We start from the raw sequence: 19,447 nt of genomic DNA, 5'->3' as shown, positions 1-19,447 counted from the left end.
CTCCCCTTATTTCAAGACCGCAAATTTAGGGAATCCTTTTAGAAATATGAAATTTGGTGAAGAATTATTTTCACTAATCTTCTTCGTCCCAATTACCTTTGTTTCTGATGATGTCATATGCCTGCAAAATAGCAGCTCTCATTGAACCTTCATCGGCCATTTTTTTGCCAGCAATATTATAGGCTGTACCATGGTCAGGGGAAGTTCTAATGATTGGAAGTCCAGCTGTAAAATTGACTCCCGTTTCAAAGGCCAAAGATTTGAAAGGAATCAATCCTTGGTCATGATACATTGCCAAAACACCATCAAATTTCTTCTGATGCATCATTCCAAAGAATCCATCAGCTGAATATGGCCCGAAAACCAGATGGCCTTTGTCTTTGAATTCACGGATTACAGGCTGAATAATATTGATCTCTTCATCGCCAAGCAAGCCATCTTCGCCAGCATGTGGGTTAAGCCCAAGAACTGCTATTCTCGGTTTGCTGATCGCAAAATCATCTGTCAATGATCTTAGCATTAAGTTTAATTTCTTACGGATGTTTTCGCTAGTTACTTTTTTTGCAACATCTTTTAGCGGAATATGTCCTGTGACCACGCCCACTCGAATATCTTCAGATACCAAAAACATCAAGCTATCATTTGCTTCAAAGGCAGCAGTCAAGTATTCTGTATGGCCTACAAATTTTAATTCTTCCGAATTGATATTGTTTTTGTTGAGCGGAGCAGTTACCAATGCTTCAATCTTATTTGCTTTTAAGTCTTGTATGGCATGGTCCAAAGCAGCCAAGGCTAAGCGGCCTGCTTCTTGGGTTTCCACCCCTGGAAGTACTTCAGGGCTTTCATCTACCACATTGATCAAGTTTATTTTTTTGTGATGAACTTCGTCGATGGATTTGATCTGCATGAAGTTGAAATCTTCCATTTCCAGCTGTTTTCTGTAAAAAGTCATAGCTTTCCCATGTGCATAGATTACTGGAGTGATCAATTTTTGTACTCTATTGTCAAGAAGGGCTTTCATGGTGACTTCTGCACCGATGCCGTTTATATCTCCAATACTGATTCCTATGACAGGTTTATTTTTTCTTTGATTCATCAATTCGAGGCTTGCCTTATTTAATAATTCCTACATTCGACCATGCTTACAAAGGGTCTGCATTTAAATAATTTTAGACCTTTGTGATTATTGTCTTATTTTTGACCTGCAATTTATATAAAAATATTAGAGATAGCGCATGGAAAAAGTCAAACCTAAAAAACACCTTGGTCAGCATTTTCTTACTGATCTGAGTATAGCAGAGAATATTGCCAAGGCAGTCACTGGTCATGGAGGAGTGAAAAAAGTCCTCGAAATTGGTCCAGGTATGGGCGTTTTGACTGATTTCCTTTTGGTTCAAAATTGGGATTTGTATCTGGTGGATATTGACAAGGAATCTATTGCATATCTGAACAAAAAGTATCCCCAGCTTGAAGATAAGATTATTGATGGGGATTATTTGAAGGAAAATTTTGAACCTATCATGGATGGGCCTTATGCAGTGGCAGGAAACTTCCCCTACAATATTTCTTCCCAGATATTTTTCAAAATATTGGAGGTAAGAAATCAAGTGACAGAAGTGGTATGTATGTTGCAGAAAGAAGTAGCAGAGAGAATCGCATCGCCCAAAGGGAACAAAAGCTATGGGATATTATCTGTTTTGCTACAGGCATTCTATGAAATAGAGTATCTTTTCACTGTACCTCCGGGAGTATTCAACCCACCACCGAAGGTCAATTCTGGAGTGATAAGACTCGTAAGGAATACTACAAATAAATTAGATTGCGACGAAAAACTCTTCTTCAGAGTAGTGAAGCAAGGTTTTAGTACACGTCGAAAAACATTGAGAAATGCCATCAAAAGCATGGGGATCTCAGATGAGCTTAAGGAGGATCCGATTTTGGATTTGAGAGCAGAACAACTTGGAGTGGAAGATTTTGTCGCATTAACCAATAAAATTCAGAAATCTTGGAACCAATAAAAATATTTGAGTTATCGAAAGAATACCTGGAAAGCCTCCGGGAAGCAATCGAGCTAGAGGATAATGCCTTCATCAAAGAATCATTGGAAGGAGTCAAAGAAGCAGATATTGCTGCGCTCCTTGATGAACTCAACATGGAGGAAGCGCTTTATGTGTTGCGCTTATTGTCAGCCGATATTGCTGCTGATATTCTGATCGAACTCGAAGAAGACTCTCTGATCAAAGTGGTCAAGGAAATGGAAGCCTCAGAACTTGCACTGTACATTGATCAAATGGATTCTGATGATGGGGTGGATATTTTGAATCTTTTCTCTGTAAGAGAGCGTGAGGATATCATCAGCTACCTGCAGGAAAAGGAGAAGTCCGCACATATTCTTGATCTATTGCGCTACGATGAGGATAGTGCAGGGGGCTTGATGGCAAAGGAATTTATAAAAGCCAATCAGAACTGGAATGTCATACAAACCATCGAAGAGATTAGAAGACAAGCTGAGAAAGTTGAGAAGATTTATTCTATATATGTAGTGGACAATAGACAACATCTACTGGGTAGGGTTGCTTTGAAGAAAATAATATTGGCCTCCTCTGATACCAAAATCGCAGATATTTATGAACCTGAAGTCATTTCAGTTCCAACACACATGGACGAAGAGGAAGTAGCTGAAATTATGCGGAAGTATGATTTGGAATCCATTCCTGTAGTCAATGCCAAAAATAAATTGGTTGGGAGAATTACAGTAGATGATATTTTGGATGTGATTAGGGAGCAATCAGAAGAAGATATACAAGCTATGACAGGTATATCTTCTGATGTCGAAGAATCAGATAGTATTTTTAAGATTTCAAAAGCAAGGCTACCATGGTTGTTGATAGGTGTAATTGGTGGACTGATGGGGTCTCAGATTATTGAAGTTTTCGAAGAGGGTTTACAGAAATATGTAACATTGGCAGCATTTATTCCTTTGGTAGCGGCCACAGGAGGAAATGTTGGGATTCAATCATCTTCACTCGTAGTCCAGACATTGGCCACAAAGTCGGTATTCGATGATACTCCTTGGCAGCGGTTTATCAAAGGTTTCCTAATAGCATTATTGAATGGAGTCGTCTTGGGGGTTTTTGTGTACCTGGTCGTTGTTTTTGTATTGGGAAATGAAAGTATTTTTGGACTCACAATTGGCTTTGCAATGTTTTGTGTAGTACTGATGGCTTCCTTTATGGGGACTGTAACCCCACTTGTATTGGATAAGTTTGGTATCAACCCAGCCATAGCTTCTGGGCCTTTTATTACAACAGCAAATGACCTTCTTGGATTGGCAATCTATTTTGGAATAGCAATGTGGTTTTTGAATCTTTAGGGAAAGATTTGAGGTGTGATACGTGAGTTATTAAGAATTATGATTGTAGATTTTAAAATTAAGATTTAGAATGGTTTCTGATAGAAAGTTATCAGTTGATTAGTTATTGAGGGATTAGGAAGTTAGAAATGAGAAACGCGACACTCTAGAGGTGAGATGTGAGATACTACAATGTCATCTCTCTCCCGAAAACATTCATGAAAGGTCTCTTCTTTATTTGAAACTGGAAAGTTAAAATTGAAGTTGCAGTGTGAAATTCAGTATGAGATTTCTCCCCGTAATTCTACGGGGCAGGCTCCTTTAGTCGAAATGACTTGCCTATAAAACGAGAGGTGAAGTTTGAAAAAAGTGTCAAGTAATTTCAGGAAGCGACATTTTTAAAGGATGCAAAGCTGCAAAGTTACGCTAAGTAAATGTTAAAGAGATGCGAAAAAGGAGGCTAAGAAGCAAGAATCATAAAATGACGTGAGAAACCACGAAGTGCCTGCCTGCTACAGGCAGGGTTGAATTTTCAATAGCCCCGTTTGAAATGTGGGGAATAAAGATGAAAGATAAGGATAACAACCACGAAGTGGTTGAACTAATTTCAATAGACGCCAAGTGCAATAAAGAAATAGACTGAAGGAGAATTTGAATGGCATTTAGACCTAATAAGAGAACAGACATATAAAACGAAAGAAAAGAAGGATAAACATCATGCCTTATAAATAATAGTAGGTCGAAATTTGATTTGTTATTCGGAATCCTAAATCTTAATAATGTCGAATATCAAACATTAATAGATGAATAAGGAAAGGCAAAAACATATCTCAAGTATAAAAGCAATTGATTAACAACAATCTTTTGACCATATTAACTCAATAGACTGATAACTTTCCAATATTTTAACATTCCCAACTTTCCAATTTAACTAATCCAACCACCAAAAAAGAATGACTCAAAACAAAGTCTTAATAATTGATGAAATGCACCTTTCGATCATTCCATTGTTGGAAGCGGAAGGTTTTGTTGTGAATTACAGGCCTGAGATCAAAAGAGAAGAAATTTTGACAATTGTGTCTGATTATATTGGCTTGATCATCCGTTCCAAAACCCCAATGGATAGAGCGCTTTTGGAGAAAGCTGTGAATCTGAAGTTTATAGGTAGAGCAGGAGCAGGTTTGGATCAGATTGATTTGGAGTTTTTGGAAGAAAAAGCAATTCAATTGCATAATGCTCCCGAAGGAAATAGGGATGCAGTAGGAGAACATGCGATAGGAGGTTTGTTGTCATTGTTTAACCATATTAACCGTGCTGATGGGCAGGTTCGAAAGGGTGTCTGGGATAGGGAAGGTAATCGAGGGGAAGAATTGGCAGGAAAGACAGTAGGTATATTTGGTTTTGGGAACATGGGACAGGCTTTTGCAAAGAAACTAAGGGGTTTTGATGTCAAAATTTTGGCTTATGATAAATACAAAAAGGGAATTGAATTTGATTTTGTAGAGGAAGTAGCCTTTGAACAAATATTGGATGAAGCAGATGTTTTGAGTATTCATGTTCCCTTGACAGCTGAGACCCGAAATTATTTCACCCTTGATTTACTCCAAAAGTTTTCTAAACCCATCTATTTGATCAATACCGCTAGAGGAGAAGTGATTTCCTTTGAGACTCTAAACAAAGCTTTGGACCTTGGGATTCTGAAGGGCGCAGTTTTGGATGTCTTGGAGAATGAAAAATTCAAAACATTTACAACATCGCAAAAAGAAGAATTCGAAAAACTAACAGGTAGAAATAATGTCCTTTTCAGTCCCCATGTCGCTGGATGGACATTTCAATCCTATGAAAAAATCAATCAGGTATTGGTAGAGAAGATTAGTCAAAAGAAGTGATTGACTTCATTAAAAAGCAATTTATAAGCTTCTTGGTTTGGGAAATAGGCCGGTCAACTTTTATCATAAAGCGGTTAACCCTTTTCCCAATATTTGACTTCGTCACCGCACTTTTATTGACAAGTTCAGATTCTATTATTGCCTCCAAAACCAGATAGTGTAACATTGCGGATACTAATATTTTCTTTTTATCTTAAAATTGTTTTCTCTACGCAATATTTATATCTTTGCAATATACATAGCGAAAACAGCATAGGAGAAACGGTTTCAGAAATGAGACCGTTCTTTTATTTTTCATAGCCATAGTAAAATTTAATGAAATGGGAACTATACAATACTACACAGAAGAAGGTTTGAAGAAATTGAAGGATGAACTTCAAGAACTAAAAACAAAAGGAAGACAAGATATCGCCAAGCAGATTGCTGAGGCGAGAGATAAAGGTGATTTGAGCGAAAATGCAGAGTATGATGCAGCCAAAGATGCTCAAGGTTTACTGGAACTTAAAATCGCCAAACTAGAGGGCGTTGTAGGAAATGCGCGCGTAATGGATAGTTCTAAAATGGATGCTTCCAAAGTAGGTATTCTTAGCACTGTCAAAATCAAGAATGTCAAGAATGGCATGACAGTAACTTATACACTTGTGTCTGAAGAAGAAGCTGATTTGAAAGCTGGAAAAATTTCATTGGCTTCACCTTTTGGTAAGGGATTGAATGGAAAAGCAGTAGGTGATATTGCCCAGATCAATGCTCCAGCAGGCGTATTGGAATTCGAAATCTTAGATATTTCTTATTAATTATATTTATCCCGATGGTTTTGCCTCGGGATTTTTTATTTTTGGACTATGGCTACAATCTTCACAAAAATCATCAACCGAGAAATCCCTGCAGAAATAATTGCCGAGGATGAAAATTTTATTGCATTTCTTGACATTATGCCTTTGGTAAAAGGGCATGTACTTGTCGTTCCCAAAAAAGAAGTAGATTACATTTTTAACCTAGAGGATGATGTATTGGCTGGATTACATGTTTTTGCAAAAAAAGTAGCACAGGCAATTGATAAAACCATCAAATGCACCAGGGTAGGTGTAGCAGTGATTGGTTTGGAAGTTCCCCATGTTCATGTTCATTTGGTTCCTTTGAGAACGATGGATGATATTAATTTTACCAGAGCGAAACTTAAATTGACTTCTGAAGAGTTGAAGGAGATAGCGGATAAGATTAGAGCAGGTTTTTGATTTAGTTTGAGTTAGAATTCTCTGAATTATGAAGGATAGCCAAATATTAGCCTATCCTTCATTCAACATTTTTAGGTTTAACACATTATGAAGCGTACTTATTTACTTTTATTACATTAAGTCTCCAATTGATGTAAATCTAGAGATACTTGTTTTGAAAACTTTTGTCAATGATTATTTTGAATCCATCCCTGATGTGTGTTTTTAAAATTATCGTCAAACTTGAGTCCATATCCAAATATTCTATCCATGGCCGCATGTCCAAATAATATGATTCCAGACAATTCCATAAGTTGATTTTCAAGGAAAAATCCTATGACCAAAATAATTATTGCTACCAATTTATGATGAAATAAATTATAAAGTCTAGCTCCGATTTTTGGATTGAGTAAATATCCAATCATTGAAAGATCTGGGAGTAGGAGACATGCAGGAAAGAGCCACCATACATAATCAAGTTGTACAAAAAGTAGTATTGATAATATAAATTGCCCCAATTCTTCTAGTTTGAGAAGGTTCTTCATGTGTTTGATTTTTTCACCACACAAAGATTGGGTATTTTGATTTCAATACTCTTGACATAAATCAAGATTTTTCGGTTAGCCTTTTCCTTACTCTACTAAAAGTTTCGGCACTCATTCCAAGTAAAGAAGCGATATAGTGTAAGGGAACTTGATTGAACAGCTTAGGATTTTGTGAAAAATACAGCTCAAACCTTTCATCTGCTGTCATTGACAAATGTGTAAATACCCTGTCTTCCAGCATCGCAAAGCATTTCATGATGAATCCTTTCTCTACATCAACCCACTTCGGTAATTCTGCGCAGAGTTTTGAATAGTTTTCCTTTGAGATAAGAAGCAAATCAGTTTCAGTAAGCGCTTGAATTGTCCAACGATTTGGTTGGTTGAAAAAAAAGCCCATGACTTCAGTGATCAGATAGTTTTCAGTTGAGATCCATTGTGTTATTTCTTTACCTTCTGAGAGAGTATAAACTCTCAGTATTCCAGATTTAACAAAACCCAGTTTGTCACAAGTTTTTCCGGTTTTCGTGAAAAAATCATTCTTTTTGAGCTTTACTTCCTCAAAGTAAGTTTGGATTATTTTCAATTCTTGCGGGCTGAATACACCAAAATGTTCCTGTATCAAATTCGCCAAATCTTTCATTTGAGTCGTAAAGTTTAATAGAATAATATTTTACATGTATGAAGGTCACAATTTTTTTTAGCAGAGCTAGGTGGGGTATAAACATCAACAATTTATAACTTAAAACAGCTATACTTCAAATATAACTTGATCATCTGTATTTTCTTATAACTTTTAAATTTCAAATCCGCCAAGGCAAACGAGTTATATCAAATTTATCCTCTCCAATTTTGAATAGTATACATCCAAAGAATATTTGCCGAATATTGCTTGCTAAGTGAATAATAATATATTTGTTAGATAGATTTAAAAACAATAAACCAAAATAAGCTTATGGAACAAGTATTAATTTACTTAGTCCCCGTCTTGGGGATCGTTGGCCTGATTGTGATGGCTATCAAATCTGCATGGGTAACCAAGCAGGAAACAGGAGATGCAAATATGGTAGAGTTGGCCGGTCATATAGCCAAAGGTGCCATGGCATTTCTAAAAGCAGAATGGAAGGTACTTTTCTATTTTGTAGTAATTGCAGGAATTATTTTAGGATGGTCAGGAACCTTGGTTGCCAACTCAAGCTGGATCATCGCAATCTCATTTGTGATTGGAGCATTTTTATCTGCATTTGCAGGGTATTTGGGAATGAACATCGCTACAAAAGCAAATGTGAGAACTACCCAAGCAGCCAAGACGAGTTTAAAGAAAGCCCTGAGTGTTTCATTTACAGGCGGATCGGTCATGGGTATTGGAGTAGCTGGTTTGGCAGTACTAGGAATGGGATCATTATTTATAGTATTTTATAATATGTTTGTAGTTTCCACTAGTGGAGATGTTAATGGAGATGCCATGGCAACTGCATTGGAGGTTTTGGCAGGCTTTTCACTTGGCGCAGAATCAATTGCGCTTTTTGCAAGAGTAGGTGGAGGGATCTATACAAAAGCTGCTGATGTGGGAGCTGATTTGGTTGGAAAAGTAGAAGCAGGTATTCCTGAAGATGATGTTAGAAACCCAGCTACTATTGCTGATAATGTTGGGGACAACGTAGGTGATGTAGCAGGTATGGGGGCAGACTTATTTGGGTCTTATGTAGCTACGATATTGGCATCTATGGTGTTGGGTAGAGAAATCGTATCCAATGATAATTTTGGAGGTATTGCACCTATTTTATTACCCTTGGTAATCGCTGGGATGGGGTTAATGTTCTCTATTGCTGGGACGTTTTTTGTGAAGATTTCAAAAGATACGGATAGTGTTCAGGCAGCCTTGAATAAAGGAAACTGGATTTCGATCTTGTTGACTGTAGGAGCATCGTTTTTCTTAATAGATTATATGCTGCCTGACGGTGAACTAGTGCTGTCGAGAGGAGGGTCAATTTCCTTTACTAAAATGGGTGTTTTCGGAGCTGTAGTTATAGGTTTGATTGTTGGTTTTCTGATGAGTGTTATTACAGAATATTATACATCTATGGGTAAGCGTCCAGTTAATTCCATAATCAAACAATCATCTACAGGCCATGCTACCAATATCATTGGCGGACTTTCTGTTGGGATGGAATCTACCGTTTTGCCAATATTGGTTTTGGCAGGAGGTATTTATGGTTCGTTTATGGCTGCGGGACTTTATGGTGTGGCAATAGCTGCAGCAGGGATGATGGCAACCACAGCGATGCAGTTGGCAATAGACGCTTTTGGACCAATTGCAGATAATGCGGGTGGTATTGCTGAAATGTCTGGATTGCCTAAGGAAGTTCGAGAGCGAACTGATATTTTGGATGCTGTAGGGAATACGACTGCTGCGGCAGGAAAAGGTTTTGCGATTGCTTCAGCAGCTTTGACAGCCTTGGCTTTATTTGCTGCATATGTAGGATTGGCAGGGATTAGTTCCATTGATATCTACAAAGCAGATGTGCTTTCTGGATTGTTTGTTGGTGCCATGATACCATTTATTTTCTCTTCTTTGGCTATCGCAGCTGTTGGTAGAGCTGCAATGGATATGGTTAATGAAGTGAGAAGGCAATTCAGGGAAATCCCTGGAATCATGGAATACAAAGCCAAGCCAGAGTATGAGAAGTGTGTAGAGATTTCGACCAAAGCATCCATTAGAGAGATGGTAGCACCAGGTGCTATTGCGATCTTGTCACCTATCATCGTAGGTTTTCTTTTTGGACCAGAAGTATTGGGTGGTTTGCTTGCAGGAATTACAGTGTCGGGTGTGTTGATGGGTATATTTCAAAACAATGCAGGAGGTGCATGGGACAATGCTAAAAAGTCGTTTGAAAAAGGAGTAATGATCGATGGGGTGATGCAGTACAAAGGTTCTGATGCGCACAAAGCTTCAGTAACAGGTGATACTGTCGGTGATCCATTCAAAGATACATCTGGTCCTTCTATGAATATCTTGATCAAGTTGACTTCCATAGTAGCGTTGGTAATTGCTCCACATATTTCTGAGACTCCTCACGGTATTGTCACTTCTTTAGATCATGAAGGAGTAAATAAGGAAATAGCTATCATTGACCCATTAAAAATAGAAATAGTAGCTGTGAATGATTTTGGGGATTAATTTCTAAGACCAAAAGAGTATTTATCCAAAGTTTACTTCTTGAATTTAAATCACAATTTTCTGATTTTCAAAAGTAGCTTGGCATTTGAACATGCATAGGGAAAAGATAAAAAACTAAGGTTTTGTCTTTTCCCTTTGACTTTTACATTAATGTAGCTTGTCTATAGATTTTTTTATAAAAAATGATTAGCCTTCTCTAAAGCACCTTTTTAACTCATATTCATAATTTTTTTTGTTACTGCTTTTTTTTTAAATGGAATAGAAAAATATTTCGTTTATTAATTTGATATTGGTTATATTTTGAACTTAATTAGAATTAATAAATAAAGTAATGGTTCATAAGTGAGTGTTTTCTTCTGTATACAAGCCTGTTTTTTATCAGAAATTGAATTCAAACTTTTAGAATCATTGAGGTTTTAGTAAAAATTTATTTAAATAAAGGCTATTTTATTTAGTAATCATATTTGAATACCATTTGCTGTCGGTCCAAAATCAATATGTTTTTGGTTTTTTTATTAACCTTATTATTAAACCATAAATTAAACTTACATGATAAAAAAATGTACAATTAAAGGCGTATTCTTTCTTTTACTATTTCTTGGGGTTGGGAACTTACAAGCCCAACAGTTTATAGTAAAAGGCAAGGTGACTTCAAAGGAAGATGGTCTCTCACTTCCAGGAGTTAGTATTTTAGTTCCAGGGACGACTATAGGGGCTGTTACGGACTTGGATGGATTTTATACAATTCAGCTTTCTACTGGAAATGGGACACTTGAGTTTTCATACATAGGTTTTGAAAAACAGACTATTTCTGTTAGAAACAGGAATCAGATTGACGTAGTGATGTCTATGAGTGATTCACAGCTTTCTGAAGTCGTGGTTACTGCCATGGGGATTGAGAAAAGCGAGCAATCACTAGGCTACTCTACCCAAAAAGTAGATAATGCCCTTTTGAATGTCAATCGAGAGGTAAATGTCGTAAACGCACTTCAGGGTAAAATTGCAGGTGTGTCCATCAACAGTACAGGTGGTGCGCCTGGGCAAGGTTCAAACATCCAAATTAGGGGTGTCAATTCAATAGATCCCTCTAGAGACAACCAACCATTATTCGTAATTGACGGCGTATTGATGGATAATAGTACTTCTAATTTTGGATCTGGAGCAGGTTTGAGAGGGATGAGTAATAGGGCAGCAGATATCAATCCGGATGATATTGAATCAATAAATGTTTTGAAAGGAGGAGCAGCAACCGCACTTTACGGATTAAGAGGTGCCAATGGAGTAGTTGTAATTACTACAAAGAGGGGTAAGGCTGGAGCAGTTAGAGTAAATTTCACTAGTACTTATGGATTTGAGAATGTGAATAAGTTTCCAGATATCCAAGACACTTATACACAAGGATGGAGAAATGAATATGACCCAGAGAGTTTTTGGCCTTCATGGGGACCGACAGTTGCTGAAGCTCGTATTTTGGACCCCACACATCCAGAAAGATTGTATAGACATGTTGAAGATGCATTTGGTACAGGAGCACAGATCAGAAATAACGTTTCATTTTCAGGTGGTTCTGAAGCAATCACCTTCATGGCTTCTCTTTCACAGTTGGATCAAAAAGGGATGTTGCCTGGAACTGATTTTAAAAATTATTCAGCTAGGCTAAATACCAATATGAAGTTTAGTGATAAACTTTCGGGAGGATTAAACATGAGTTTTACAAATTCAGGTGGTCAAAGATATAATGCTAATAGATACAATGAGCAATTGACTTACTGGTCACCAAGACATAACATCCGAGATTATTTAGAAGATAACGGTACGATGAGATCATATGGTGGTACTAATAATCCTATTTATGTAGCAAATACTAACTTGTTGAATGACAATGTAAATAGGTTTATTGGTGCATTTAATTTGAATTACAAACCAACCGAATGGTTGGATCTAAGTTTTAGGACTGGTGTAGATACTTATGCTGAAAATAGAATTAGAACTGCACCTGGATTCAGAGGATTGGATGGGGAGCGATTGGTGTCAGAGAATGGGGCTTTTGGAGCAGTAGGGAGAGGCTTTGTTTTTGATTACAATTCGAGATTTAGGACTATTAATTCAACCTTTATAGCAAGCTTTAACCATTCGTTTAAAAATGGAATAACAGGTACTTTTAGATTAGGTCAAGAGCTTTATGACAGAAGGATTTCAAATGTAGGAGTCGAGGGTGCTGATTTAACTGTTCCTGATTGGTTCAACATTGGAAACTCAAACATCCTTCAAGCTGTACAGAATAATAGTGAGTATAGATTAATGGGTACATTTGGTGAACTAACTTTAGATTATAAAGATATCATCTATTTGACATTTACAGGAAGAAATGATATTACGTCATCACTTATGGCTCCAAATAATTCCTTTTTCTATCCATCTGCAAGTATGAGTTATGTATTTTCTGAAAATATTGAGTTGCCAAGTTTTATTAGTAAGGGTAGGTTCAAGTTTTCTTATGCAGAAATGGGTAAAGATGCTGCAGAATATTCCACTAGCGGAGGCTTTGCGGCATACACAGGATTGCCTACAGGAATTACAGGATTTACAAGACCAGCATTGTTGGGAGATCCTAACTTGCGCCCTGAATTTACAGAGACTGTTGAGACAGGGATGGAATTAGGATTCTTTAAAAACAGATTAAATGTAGATGTGACATACTATAATGCTGTAAGTAAAGATCAAATTATTAGAGTTCCCGTTTCGACAGCTACAGGATATATTAATGCAGCTGTAAATGCCGGTTCAATGAGAAATAGAGGTATAGAAGTTACCTTGTCAGGAACTCCCATACAAAGAGGGAAATTTTCTTGGTCTACTCAAGTGAATTATGCAGCGAACAGAAACAAAGTGTTGGAGATAAGAGATGATTTGAGTGAAATAGTGCTGGCATCACAATCTGGCTATGTGGGTGCTACAGTCACAATGAAATTGATACCAGGAGAGCCTTTTGGAGCGTTATATGGAACTGTTTTCGATAGGTTTTATGGAGATGACACTCCAGATCCGATTAGAGTAGATAAGTCAAGACCAATAATCATAGGTGCAAACGGTTTTCCAGTTAGACAGCCAGTTTCTGTTCAAAAGATCCTAGGAAATGCTCAGCCTCGATGGATTGGAGGTTGGTCTAATACTTTCACGTATGGTGACTTCTCTTTGACTACTCTCATCGATGCTAGAGTTGGTCAATATAGATATAATCAATTGGCTAATTTCTATTCTGCTTTTGGTATTTCAAAAATTACAGAAAACAGAAATGATTATGTAGTATTTGATGGAGTCTTAGCAGATGGTACACCAAATACTCAAGAAGTTTGGTTAGGTCAAGGTGTGGACCCTATTTCAGGTAGAAATTATGGAGATGGCTATTACAGGTTGCACTATAGAGGAGTATCAGAAAACTTTGTAGAAGATGCATCATGGGTAAGGTTAAGATCTCTTTCTGTAAGTTATAATCTTCCAGCAGCAGTTTTTGGTGGTAAGTTTGTTAAAAATGCCAATATCAGTGTTACAGGAAATAACTTAATATTACTAACCAAGTACTCTGGTTTTGATCCTGAAAGCTCTTCATTTGCAGCTGGTTCAAATATTGATGGTTTCGCTGGTTTTACTTATCCTGGCGTAAGAAGCTTTTTGTTTACACTTAATTTAGGATTTTAATTATGAAAAATTTCAATAAATTATTCAGGCTTTGCATTCTCACGTTTGCGTTGGTTTACTTACAGGGATGTGATGATTATTTTGACCTCAATGATAATCCTAATTTAGTTCAAGCACCACCAATCAATGCATTGTTGTCAACAGCTACGCATAAATCAGGATTGACTAGTAGGAGTATGGCCAATACTGTAAGTAACTATACACAATACTTAGCAAGTCCTGTAGCTAGCTCTCCATTGGATACATATCAGATTACAGACGCTACGGGTGTTTGGGATCAGATATATCTCGCAATGGCAGACATTTATGATTTCAAAATGAATGCTATCAATGTAAATTCATCGGAACATCTTGGAGTTGCAAATGTTTTATTAGCATATAATTTGGGTTTGGTAGCGGATGTTTTTGGTAGCGTACCATATTCCGAGGCTTTTGGAGGAGTATTAAACCCAATTTATGATTCAGAGGAATCAGTTTACAATGAAGCCCTTTCTTTATTATCTGAAGCAATTGTAGAACTTCGTAAAACTGACTCGGCTGTTAGGTTAGGTGCAAATGAAGATCTAATTCATGGTGGCAGCCGTGAAGCATGGTTGAAAACAGCTTATGCGTTTCAAGCAAGATTACTCAATAAGATTTCAAAGAAGCCTAACTATAACCCTCAGTCGGTTTTGGCTGCTTTGGATAATTCCTATACATCAAATAATGATGATGCAGGAATGGGTACATTTATAGCAGTAAACCCTTGGGCGCAAGTAGCTATTAGTAACGCAAATGCATTGTTAGGGGGTTGGCTTTCAGAAAATTTTGTTAATCATTTAAATGGTGAAACATATGGATTGTTTGATCCAAGAATAGAACAAATAACTGATTTGACTGTAAATGGCGTTTATGTTGGAACTCGAAATGGAGAAGGAAATAGAGGTCCAGGTGCTAATACAATCAAAGATGAATGTTACATTAGTGTCAACTCACCATGGACAAATAGAGAATCAAAACTTTGGATTGTAACCTATGCGGAACTGAAATTTATTGAAGCTGAAGCAGCATTGAGGGCTAATAATAGACCTCGTGCTTATGCAGCTTACTTGGCAGGAATTAACGCAAACATGCAAAAATTGCTCGTTGATCCAGCTAAAGCCCAAGCATACATAAATGATCCGATAGTGAGCGTTGGCGAATCGAATTTGACTATTGATCTTATCTTCAAAGAAAAGTATGTGACTACATACTTGAATGCAGAAGCATGGAATGATGCAAGAAGACACAACTATCAATACAAGGATTTTAGGTTGCCATTGAATGCTGAATTCGATCAATTTATCAGAAGGGTTGCGTATCCAGTAGGTGAATTATCGAAGAACGGATCAAACGTGCCTGACGAAGTGCCTTTATTTACACCGCTTTGGTGGGATAATTAAGTTACTTATTGTTTTTATATTGAGAAAAAGTGTTTTGATGTTCTATATCTTAAATACTTTTTAAAAAAAATGAAAAAAGACGATTTTAGGTTTGATGCTTTCAAATCCTAGAAAAACAAACAGTTAAAAATCAAAATGAGCTAACCTCGTGGTTAGCTCATTTTTTTGTAATGTATTTTTTGAAAAATTCATCTTTTTCCCAATCCAATACTTTCATATCTTTCGACATGAAACATTTCGACGTGGTAGTGGTAGGATCTGGCCCCGCTGGTGGTATGGCAGCTTATGAAGCTTCAAAGGCAGGACTGAAAGTCGCAATTCTGGAAAAAGAAACCTTACCAAGATATAAAACCTGTGGAGGTGGTCTTGTATTCAGAGGAAGGGAAATGCTTCCTTTTGATCTTTCGGCTGTAATCGAAAAGGAATATGATGATTTGTTTATTTACTTCGATTACCTGAATGAACCTCTGTTTGCAAAGAGGGATTATCCGATAGTCACAATGGTGATGCGTGATAAATTTGATAAAATGATCGTTGAAGAAGCAAAGAATGAAGGTGCGGTGCTACTTGAAAATCATCAACTCAAAAAAATTGAATTTTCCGAAAATATTATACTTATCACTTCTCAAGGTGAACTTTCAGCTAAGTATGTAATTGCCGCAGATGGAGTTTTGGGGCCAACAGCCAAATTGGCTGGCTGGTCTGAAACAAGGCAGTTGATTCCGGCATTGGAGTATGAAGTAGAGGTAGATGAGGATACTTATAGCCGTCTTGCCAAAGAGGCGCGATTTGACATAGACGTTATTCCCAAGGGATATGGTTGGTGTTTTCCAAAGAAAAACCACCTTTCAATAGGGGTAGGGACCTTCAAAAAACGCAAGATCAATCTGAGGGAACACTATCAAAGTTATCTAAAAGTATTGGGAATAGATAAAATTGTATCAGAAGAAGCCCATGGATTTCAAGTGCCGATTTCGCCAAGGACAGATGGGTTTGTGAAGAAAAATGTTTTTCTCACTGGAGACTCTGCGGGATTTGCTGATCCATTGACAGCTGAGGGAATTACCAATTCACTTTATTCGGGAGGGCTAGCTGGTAAAGCAATAGCAAATAATTTTGCCAACGAAGATCGAGCTGCAACTGAGTACATTGAAAGTTTGAATGAAAGGCTTTTACCAGAATTGAAATTTGCTGGTTACTTGGCGCATTTATTTTACAATCAAAAGACAATTAGAAACTATTTGATGAAATCAAATGGTCAAAGATATTGTGAAAAAATCACTGATATCTACACAGGTCATTTGGAATTAAACAAAGAAATTAAAGATAGGATTATTCAGAATTTGGGTTTAGGGTTTTTGATAAAGAGTTGAAATAGTGTTTTTTTTGATGTGAACTGTTCCTTATACATGACAAACAGTAAATGAAATTAAAAAGCTGAATTTTACGATAAATATCATGCGGATAGTCGTTATTTACGACACGCTGTACAAGTGTTATTGGTTGATTAGCAATTAGTGTATCAATTGACTATAATATATCAATTTATTTAGCTTTTGTTAAGAAGGAAAATACCCATATTCTTTATTATTTTTTCAATATTAACTAGTCTTTTATTTTTATAAAATCTCTGTTAGCATTTAAATGTATTTTATACTTATTATTTTGTGTTTTATTATTATTATAAAAAATAAATAGATTATAGTGAGATAATTCATATATTTTATTTTCTATTTGTATTAAATATTGTCAATAACAATGAAAGTTTACACCACCCCAATACCCGAAAAAGAGTTCGAGAGACTTTTGCAATTAAGTGAATACGATCTAGATTATACCGATTTAGATCATCAATTCAAAGATTTGACCAAGTTGGCAGCTCGCGTAGCCGGAACGGACATTTCTTTGGTAAATATTATTGATTCATTTACTCAATGGTCTGTTTCTGCTTATGGTTTTCCTACTACCCAGATTCCAAGAGAAGACTCTGTTTGTCAATATACAATAATGAGTAATGATCATTTGGAAATCAATGATTTGTCAGGGGATGAAAGATTCTTGGATAAGTTTTTTGTGAAGGATGATCCAAATTTGAGATATTATTTTGGTGTTCCTTTGACTACGGCAGAAGGGAACAATCTCGGTGCACTATGTGTCTTGGATACAGAAATCAAAAGTCTATCCCAAGAAAAAATTGAATTGATGAAAATCATTGCCGATGAAATAGTAAACCGTCTAAAGATTTTAAAAGCAGTGCATGACCTCAAAGGCCGCATGCTTGAGATTAAAGAAAACCAGAAAAAGGTCGCGCATGATATACGAGGACCAATAGGCGGAATCATAGGATTGGCCAAAGTGATCCAAGATCAAGGAAATCAGAACCAATTGGAAGAAGTACTTGAATTTATTAACCTGATTCAGAAAAGTGGTTCTTCAGTACTGGAACTTGCAGATGAGATACTTTCCCAAGACTATGCAAAACCAGAATCTGAGAAGACATCAATCAACCATTCTGTGGAGTTTAGTCTAGAGACATTAAAAGAAAAGCTGGTGGACATGTACAGTGTACAGGCTGTCCAAAAAAATGTAAAGTTCTCTGTATCCAATAAAGATGGCAAACACCATGTGCCCTTTCCTAAAAACAAATTATTGCAGATTGTTGGTAATTTGGTTTCCAATGCCATTAAATTCACACCTGATTATGGTTCAGTAGATGTAAAACTAGATTTGAATGAATCGGAAAATTCCAAAAGTTTGGTAATCATCGTAGAAGATTCTGGAGTTGGGATTTCGGTTGAAAAGATAAATGAAATCTTAGAAGGAACTGCAAATTCAACCTTAGGCACAGGTGGAGAAAAAGGCTTTGGCTTTGGTTTGACTTTGGTAAAACATCTCATAGACAAAATCAATGGTGAAATAGCTATAGACTCTTCAGAAAACCAAGGAACAAAATTTATTGTGAAATTACCTGTTTAAGATTAATATGTTTTTGAAAAAGGAGATCATTCATTGATCTCCTTCAATACTTTTTTTGATTATTTACTGGATTAGCATACATTGCCAGAAAACTTTTTACAGCCATTGGATCATTGAGATCTACTCCCTTTCGGAAACGCTTTTCGAAAACTTCTTTCTCATGGTCTGTGTACATGTTTTGGTATTCATTGTCACCATAGAGCAAATCATGGGCTATATAGTTTGTGGGCCAAAGTTTGTACCCTGACAAGATATTCTGATCAATCAAGTCAGCGATGGCTTGAAACTGCTTATTTGAATTAGTTTCCTCAACTCCAATCTTTTCAATTTCATCATTCAGGATATTTCCAACGTGGATGTGGATCCTTTTCTTCTGGCCCATAATTCCATTTAGAAGGGTTAAGAAATCTTCGTTTTCTCCTTTGATATAGGTTTCAGATTTTGCTTTTGCCAATAGTTCAGGCATTTTTAATACATCCGTAGGGTCATATTCGTAGGAGATTGAAATAGGTACAATGTTTATTTTCTTGAAATACTTGATAATACTTTCTTCATCAGAGGCCATAGAAACCATCTTCAAGACACCTTTATGTGTTTCGTCATTACCATCTTTAGTCCTGCCTTCTCTTTGCGCTATCCAAACAGATCTGTTTTCTCTAAGTAAAGAATTTTTGATATAAGCTGAAGTTACTTTTGAGCTTTCTAACAATTCCCTCGCTGGAAGCCCTCGCTTTATAGTAAAGTTTCTCGTCATCCTAGAAAGTGAGTTTAAAAAAGGTTTTTTGACCAAATTGTCTCCAATGGCTGTTGTAGTCATAGACAGTCCGTTTTCATACAGACAAGCATTAAAAAGTGATGTGTCTAGAATGATATCTCGGTGATTTGAAATAAACAAATATGATTGATTCTTTTCTAATTTTCCAAACCCGGATGTAGTTAATCCTTCTGAGCTTTTCTCCAATACCTTCTGAACTGCAGGATAAATAAAATTGATTTGGAAATCTCTAATCGAATGACAATGAAGCATTAAGTCTTTCCAATAATCATCAGGAGCGTCAGGAAAAGTAAAGTTCATCATCGCTTTCAGCATAGGATGGTCAATGATCTCCTTGATGGCATCATTTACTTCTGTATCGTAAAAAGGTCTAATTTCTTCAAAAGGTGACATGCTTT

14 protein-coding genes are annotated in these 19,447 nt (G+C 36.6%); 10 read left to right on the top strand and 4 right to left on the bottom strand.

Annotated features, from left to right (window positions below; genetic code table 11):
- Window positions 1–73 precede the first annotated feature (73 nt).
- A complete protein-coding gene (gene pdxA, locus MM213_RS10725; RefSeq protein WP_241412150.1) occupies window positions 74–1,096 on the bottom strand; it encodes a 4-hydroxythreonine-4-phosphate dehydrogenase PdxA in 1,023 nt (340 codons plus the stop codon).
- 139 nt (window positions 1,097–1,235) lie between these two features.
- On the opposite strand from pdxA, the gene rsmA reads away from it, so the two are divergent.
- From rsmA to MM213_RS10700, 5 genes are all read left to right on the top strand, one after another.
- The gene (rsmA, locus tag MM213_RS10720) at window positions 1,236–2,018 is read left to right on the top strand and encodes a 16S rRNA (adenine(1518)-N(6)/adenine(1519)-N(6))-dimethyltransferase RsmA (RefSeq protein ID WP_241412148.1); all 783 of its coding nucleotides are present in this window, start codon (window positions 1,236–1,238) and stop codon (window positions 2,016–2,018) included.
- Window positions 2,006–3,373, top strand: coding sequence for a magnesium transporter (gene mgtE / locus MM213_RS10715; RefSeq protein WP_241412146.1), 1,368 nt, complete (start codon window positions 2,006–2,008; stop codon window positions 3,371–3,373). The genes rsmA and mgtE overlap by 13 nt, the downstream gene beginning before the upstream one ends.
- A 932-nt stretch (window positions 3,374–4,305) precedes the next feature.
- The gene (locus MM213_RS10710) at window positions 4,306–5,241 is read left to right on the top strand and encodes an NAD(P)-dependent oxidoreductase (protein ID WP_241412145.1); all 936 of its coding nucleotides are present in this window, start codon (window positions 4,306–4,308) and stop codon (window positions 5,239–5,241) included.
- A 320-nt stretch (window positions 5,242–5,561) separates the two neighbouring features.
- Entirely contained in the window at window positions 5,562–6,035 is a 474-nt protein-coding gene (greA, locus tag MM213_RS10705; RefSeq protein ID WP_241412143.1) for a transcription elongation factor GreA, read from the top strand.
- 48 nt (window positions 6,036–6,083) lie between these two features.
- Window positions 6,084–6,476, top strand: a complete 393-nt coding sequence (locus MM213_RS10700) for an HIT family protein (protein WP_241412141.1) — start codon at window positions 6,084–6,086, stop codon at window positions 6,474–6,476.
- A 167-nt stretch (window positions 6,477–6,643) separates the two neighbouring features.
- On the opposite strand, the gene MM213_RS10695 is transcribed toward MM213_RS10700, so the two are convergent.
- Entirely contained in the window at window positions 6,644–7,000 is a 357-nt protein-coding gene (locus MM213_RS10695) for a DUF4260 domain-containing protein (RefSeq protein ID WP_241412139.1), read from the bottom strand.
- Between the two features lie 61 nt (window positions 7,001–7,061).
- On the bottom strand, window positions 7,062–7,640 hold the full coding sequence (locus MM213_RS10690; RefSeq protein ID WP_241412137.1) for a Crp/Fnr family transcriptional regulator: 579 nt from the start codon (window positions 7,638–7,640) through the stop codon (window positions 7,062–7,064).
- Window positions 7,641–7,952: 312 nt separating this feature from the next.
- Here MM213_RS10690 and MM213_RS10685 point away from each other — a divergent pair, with 312 nt between their 5' ends.
- From MM213_RS10685 to MM213_RS10665, 5 genes are all read left to right on the top strand, one after another.
- Window positions 7,953–10,178 carry a sodium-translocating pyrophosphatase gene (locus MM213_RS10685; RefSeq protein ID WP_241412135.1) on the top strand — a complete coding sequence of 742 codons (2,226 nt, stop codon included), beginning with the start codon at window positions 7,953–7,955 and terminating at the stop codon, window positions 10,176–10,178.
- A gap of 549 nt (window positions 10,179–10,727) precedes the next feature.
- A complete protein-coding gene (locus MM213_RS10680) occupies window positions 10,728–13,877 on the top strand; it encodes a SusC/RagA family TonB-linked outer membrane protein (RefSeq protein ID WP_241412133.1) in 3,150 nt (1,049 codons plus the stop codon).
- A gap of 2 nt (window positions 13,878–13,879) precedes the next feature.
- Window positions 13,880–15,298: a SusD/RagB family nutrient-binding outer membrane lipoprotein gene (locus MM213_RS10675; RefSeq protein ID WP_241412131.1), complete on the top strand. Its 1,419-nt coding sequence runs from the start codon at window positions 13,880–13,882 to the stop codon at window positions 15,296–15,298.
- Window positions 15,299–15,525: 227 nt separating this feature from the next.
- Window positions 15,526–16,671: a geranylgeranyl reductase family protein gene (locus MM213_RS10670; RefSeq protein WP_241412129.1), complete on the top strand. Its 1,146-nt coding sequence runs from the start codon at window positions 15,526–15,528 to the stop codon at window positions 16,669–16,671.
- A 385-nt stretch (window positions 16,672–17,056) separates the two neighbouring features.
- Window positions 17,057–18,274: a sensor histidine kinase gene (locus MM213_RS10665; RefSeq protein ID WP_241412127.1), complete on the top strand. Its 1,218-nt coding sequence runs from the start codon at window positions 17,057–17,059 to the stop codon at window positions 18,272–18,274.
- 43 nt (window positions 18,275–18,317) lie between these two features.
- On the opposite strand, the gene MM213_RS10660 is transcribed toward MM213_RS10665, so the two are convergent.
- A complete protein-coding gene (locus MM213_RS10660; protein WP_241412125.1) occupies window positions 18,318–19,442 on the bottom strand; it encodes a 1-acyl-sn-glycerol-3-phosphate acyltransferase in 1,125 nt (374 codons plus the stop codon).
- Window positions 19,443–19,447 lie beyond the last annotated feature (5 nt).

Origin of the sequence: Belliella alkalica, assembly GCF_022549785.1 — a bacterium.
Taxonomy (GTDB): Bacteria; Bacteroidota; Bacteroidia; order Cytophagales; family Cyclobacteriaceae; genus Belliella; species Belliella alkalica.
Note: the sequence above shows the minus strand (reverse complement) of the source record. Positions and strands in the feature narration are given on the sequence as shown.

Bases quoted from the DNA above. Each gene is read 5' to 3' on its own strand.
- pdxA (WP_241412150.1), bottom strand. From the start codon at position 1,096: ATGAATCAAAGAAAAAATAAACCTGTCATAGGAATCAGTATTGGAGAT.
- rsmA (WP_241412148.1), top strand. From the start codon at position 1,236: ATGGAAAAAGTCAAACCTAAAAAACACCTTGGTCAGCATTTTCTTACT.
- MM213_RS10710 (WP_241412145.1), top strand. From the start codon at position 4,306: ATGACTCAAAACAAAGTCTTAATAATTGATGAAATGCACCTTTCGATC.
- greA (WP_241412143.1), top strand. From the start codon at position 5,562: ATGGGAACTATACAATACTACACAGAAGAAGGTTTGAAGAAATTGAAG.
- MM213_RS10700 (WP_241412141.1), top strand. From the start codon at position 6,084: ATGGCTACAATCTTCACAAAAATCATCAACCGAGAAATCCCTGCAGAA.
- MM213_RS10695 (WP_241412139.1), bottom strand. From the start codon at position 7,000: ATGAAGAACCTTCTCAAACTAGAAGAATTGGGGCAATTTATATTATCA.
- MM213_RS10690 (WP_241412137.1), bottom strand. From the start codon at position 7,640: ATGAAAGATTTGGCGAATTTGATACAGGAACATTTTGGTGTATTCAGC.
- MM213_RS10685 (WP_241412135.1), top strand. From the start codon at position 7,953: ATGGAACAAGTATTAATTTACTTAGTCCCCGTCTTGGGGATCGTTGGC.
- MM213_RS10680 (WP_241412133.1), top strand. From the start codon at position 10,728: ATGATAAAAAAATGTACAATTAAAGGCGTATTCTTTCTTTTACTATTT.
- MM213_RS10675 (WP_241412131.1), top strand. From the start codon at position 13,880: ATGAAAAATTTCAATAAATTATTCAGGCTTTGCATTCTCACGTTTGCG.
- MM213_RS10670 (WP_241412129.1), top strand. From the start codon at position 15,526: ATGAAACATTTCGACGTGGTAGTGGTAGGATCTGGCCCCGCTGGTGGT.
- MM213_RS10665 (WP_241412127.1), top strand. From the start codon at position 17,057: ATGAAAGTTTACACCACCCCAATACCCGAAAAAGAGTTCGAGAGACTT.
- MM213_RS10660 (WP_241412125.1), bottom strand. From the start codon at position 19,442: ATGTCACCTTTTGAAGAAATTAGACCTTTTTACGATACAGAAGTAAAT.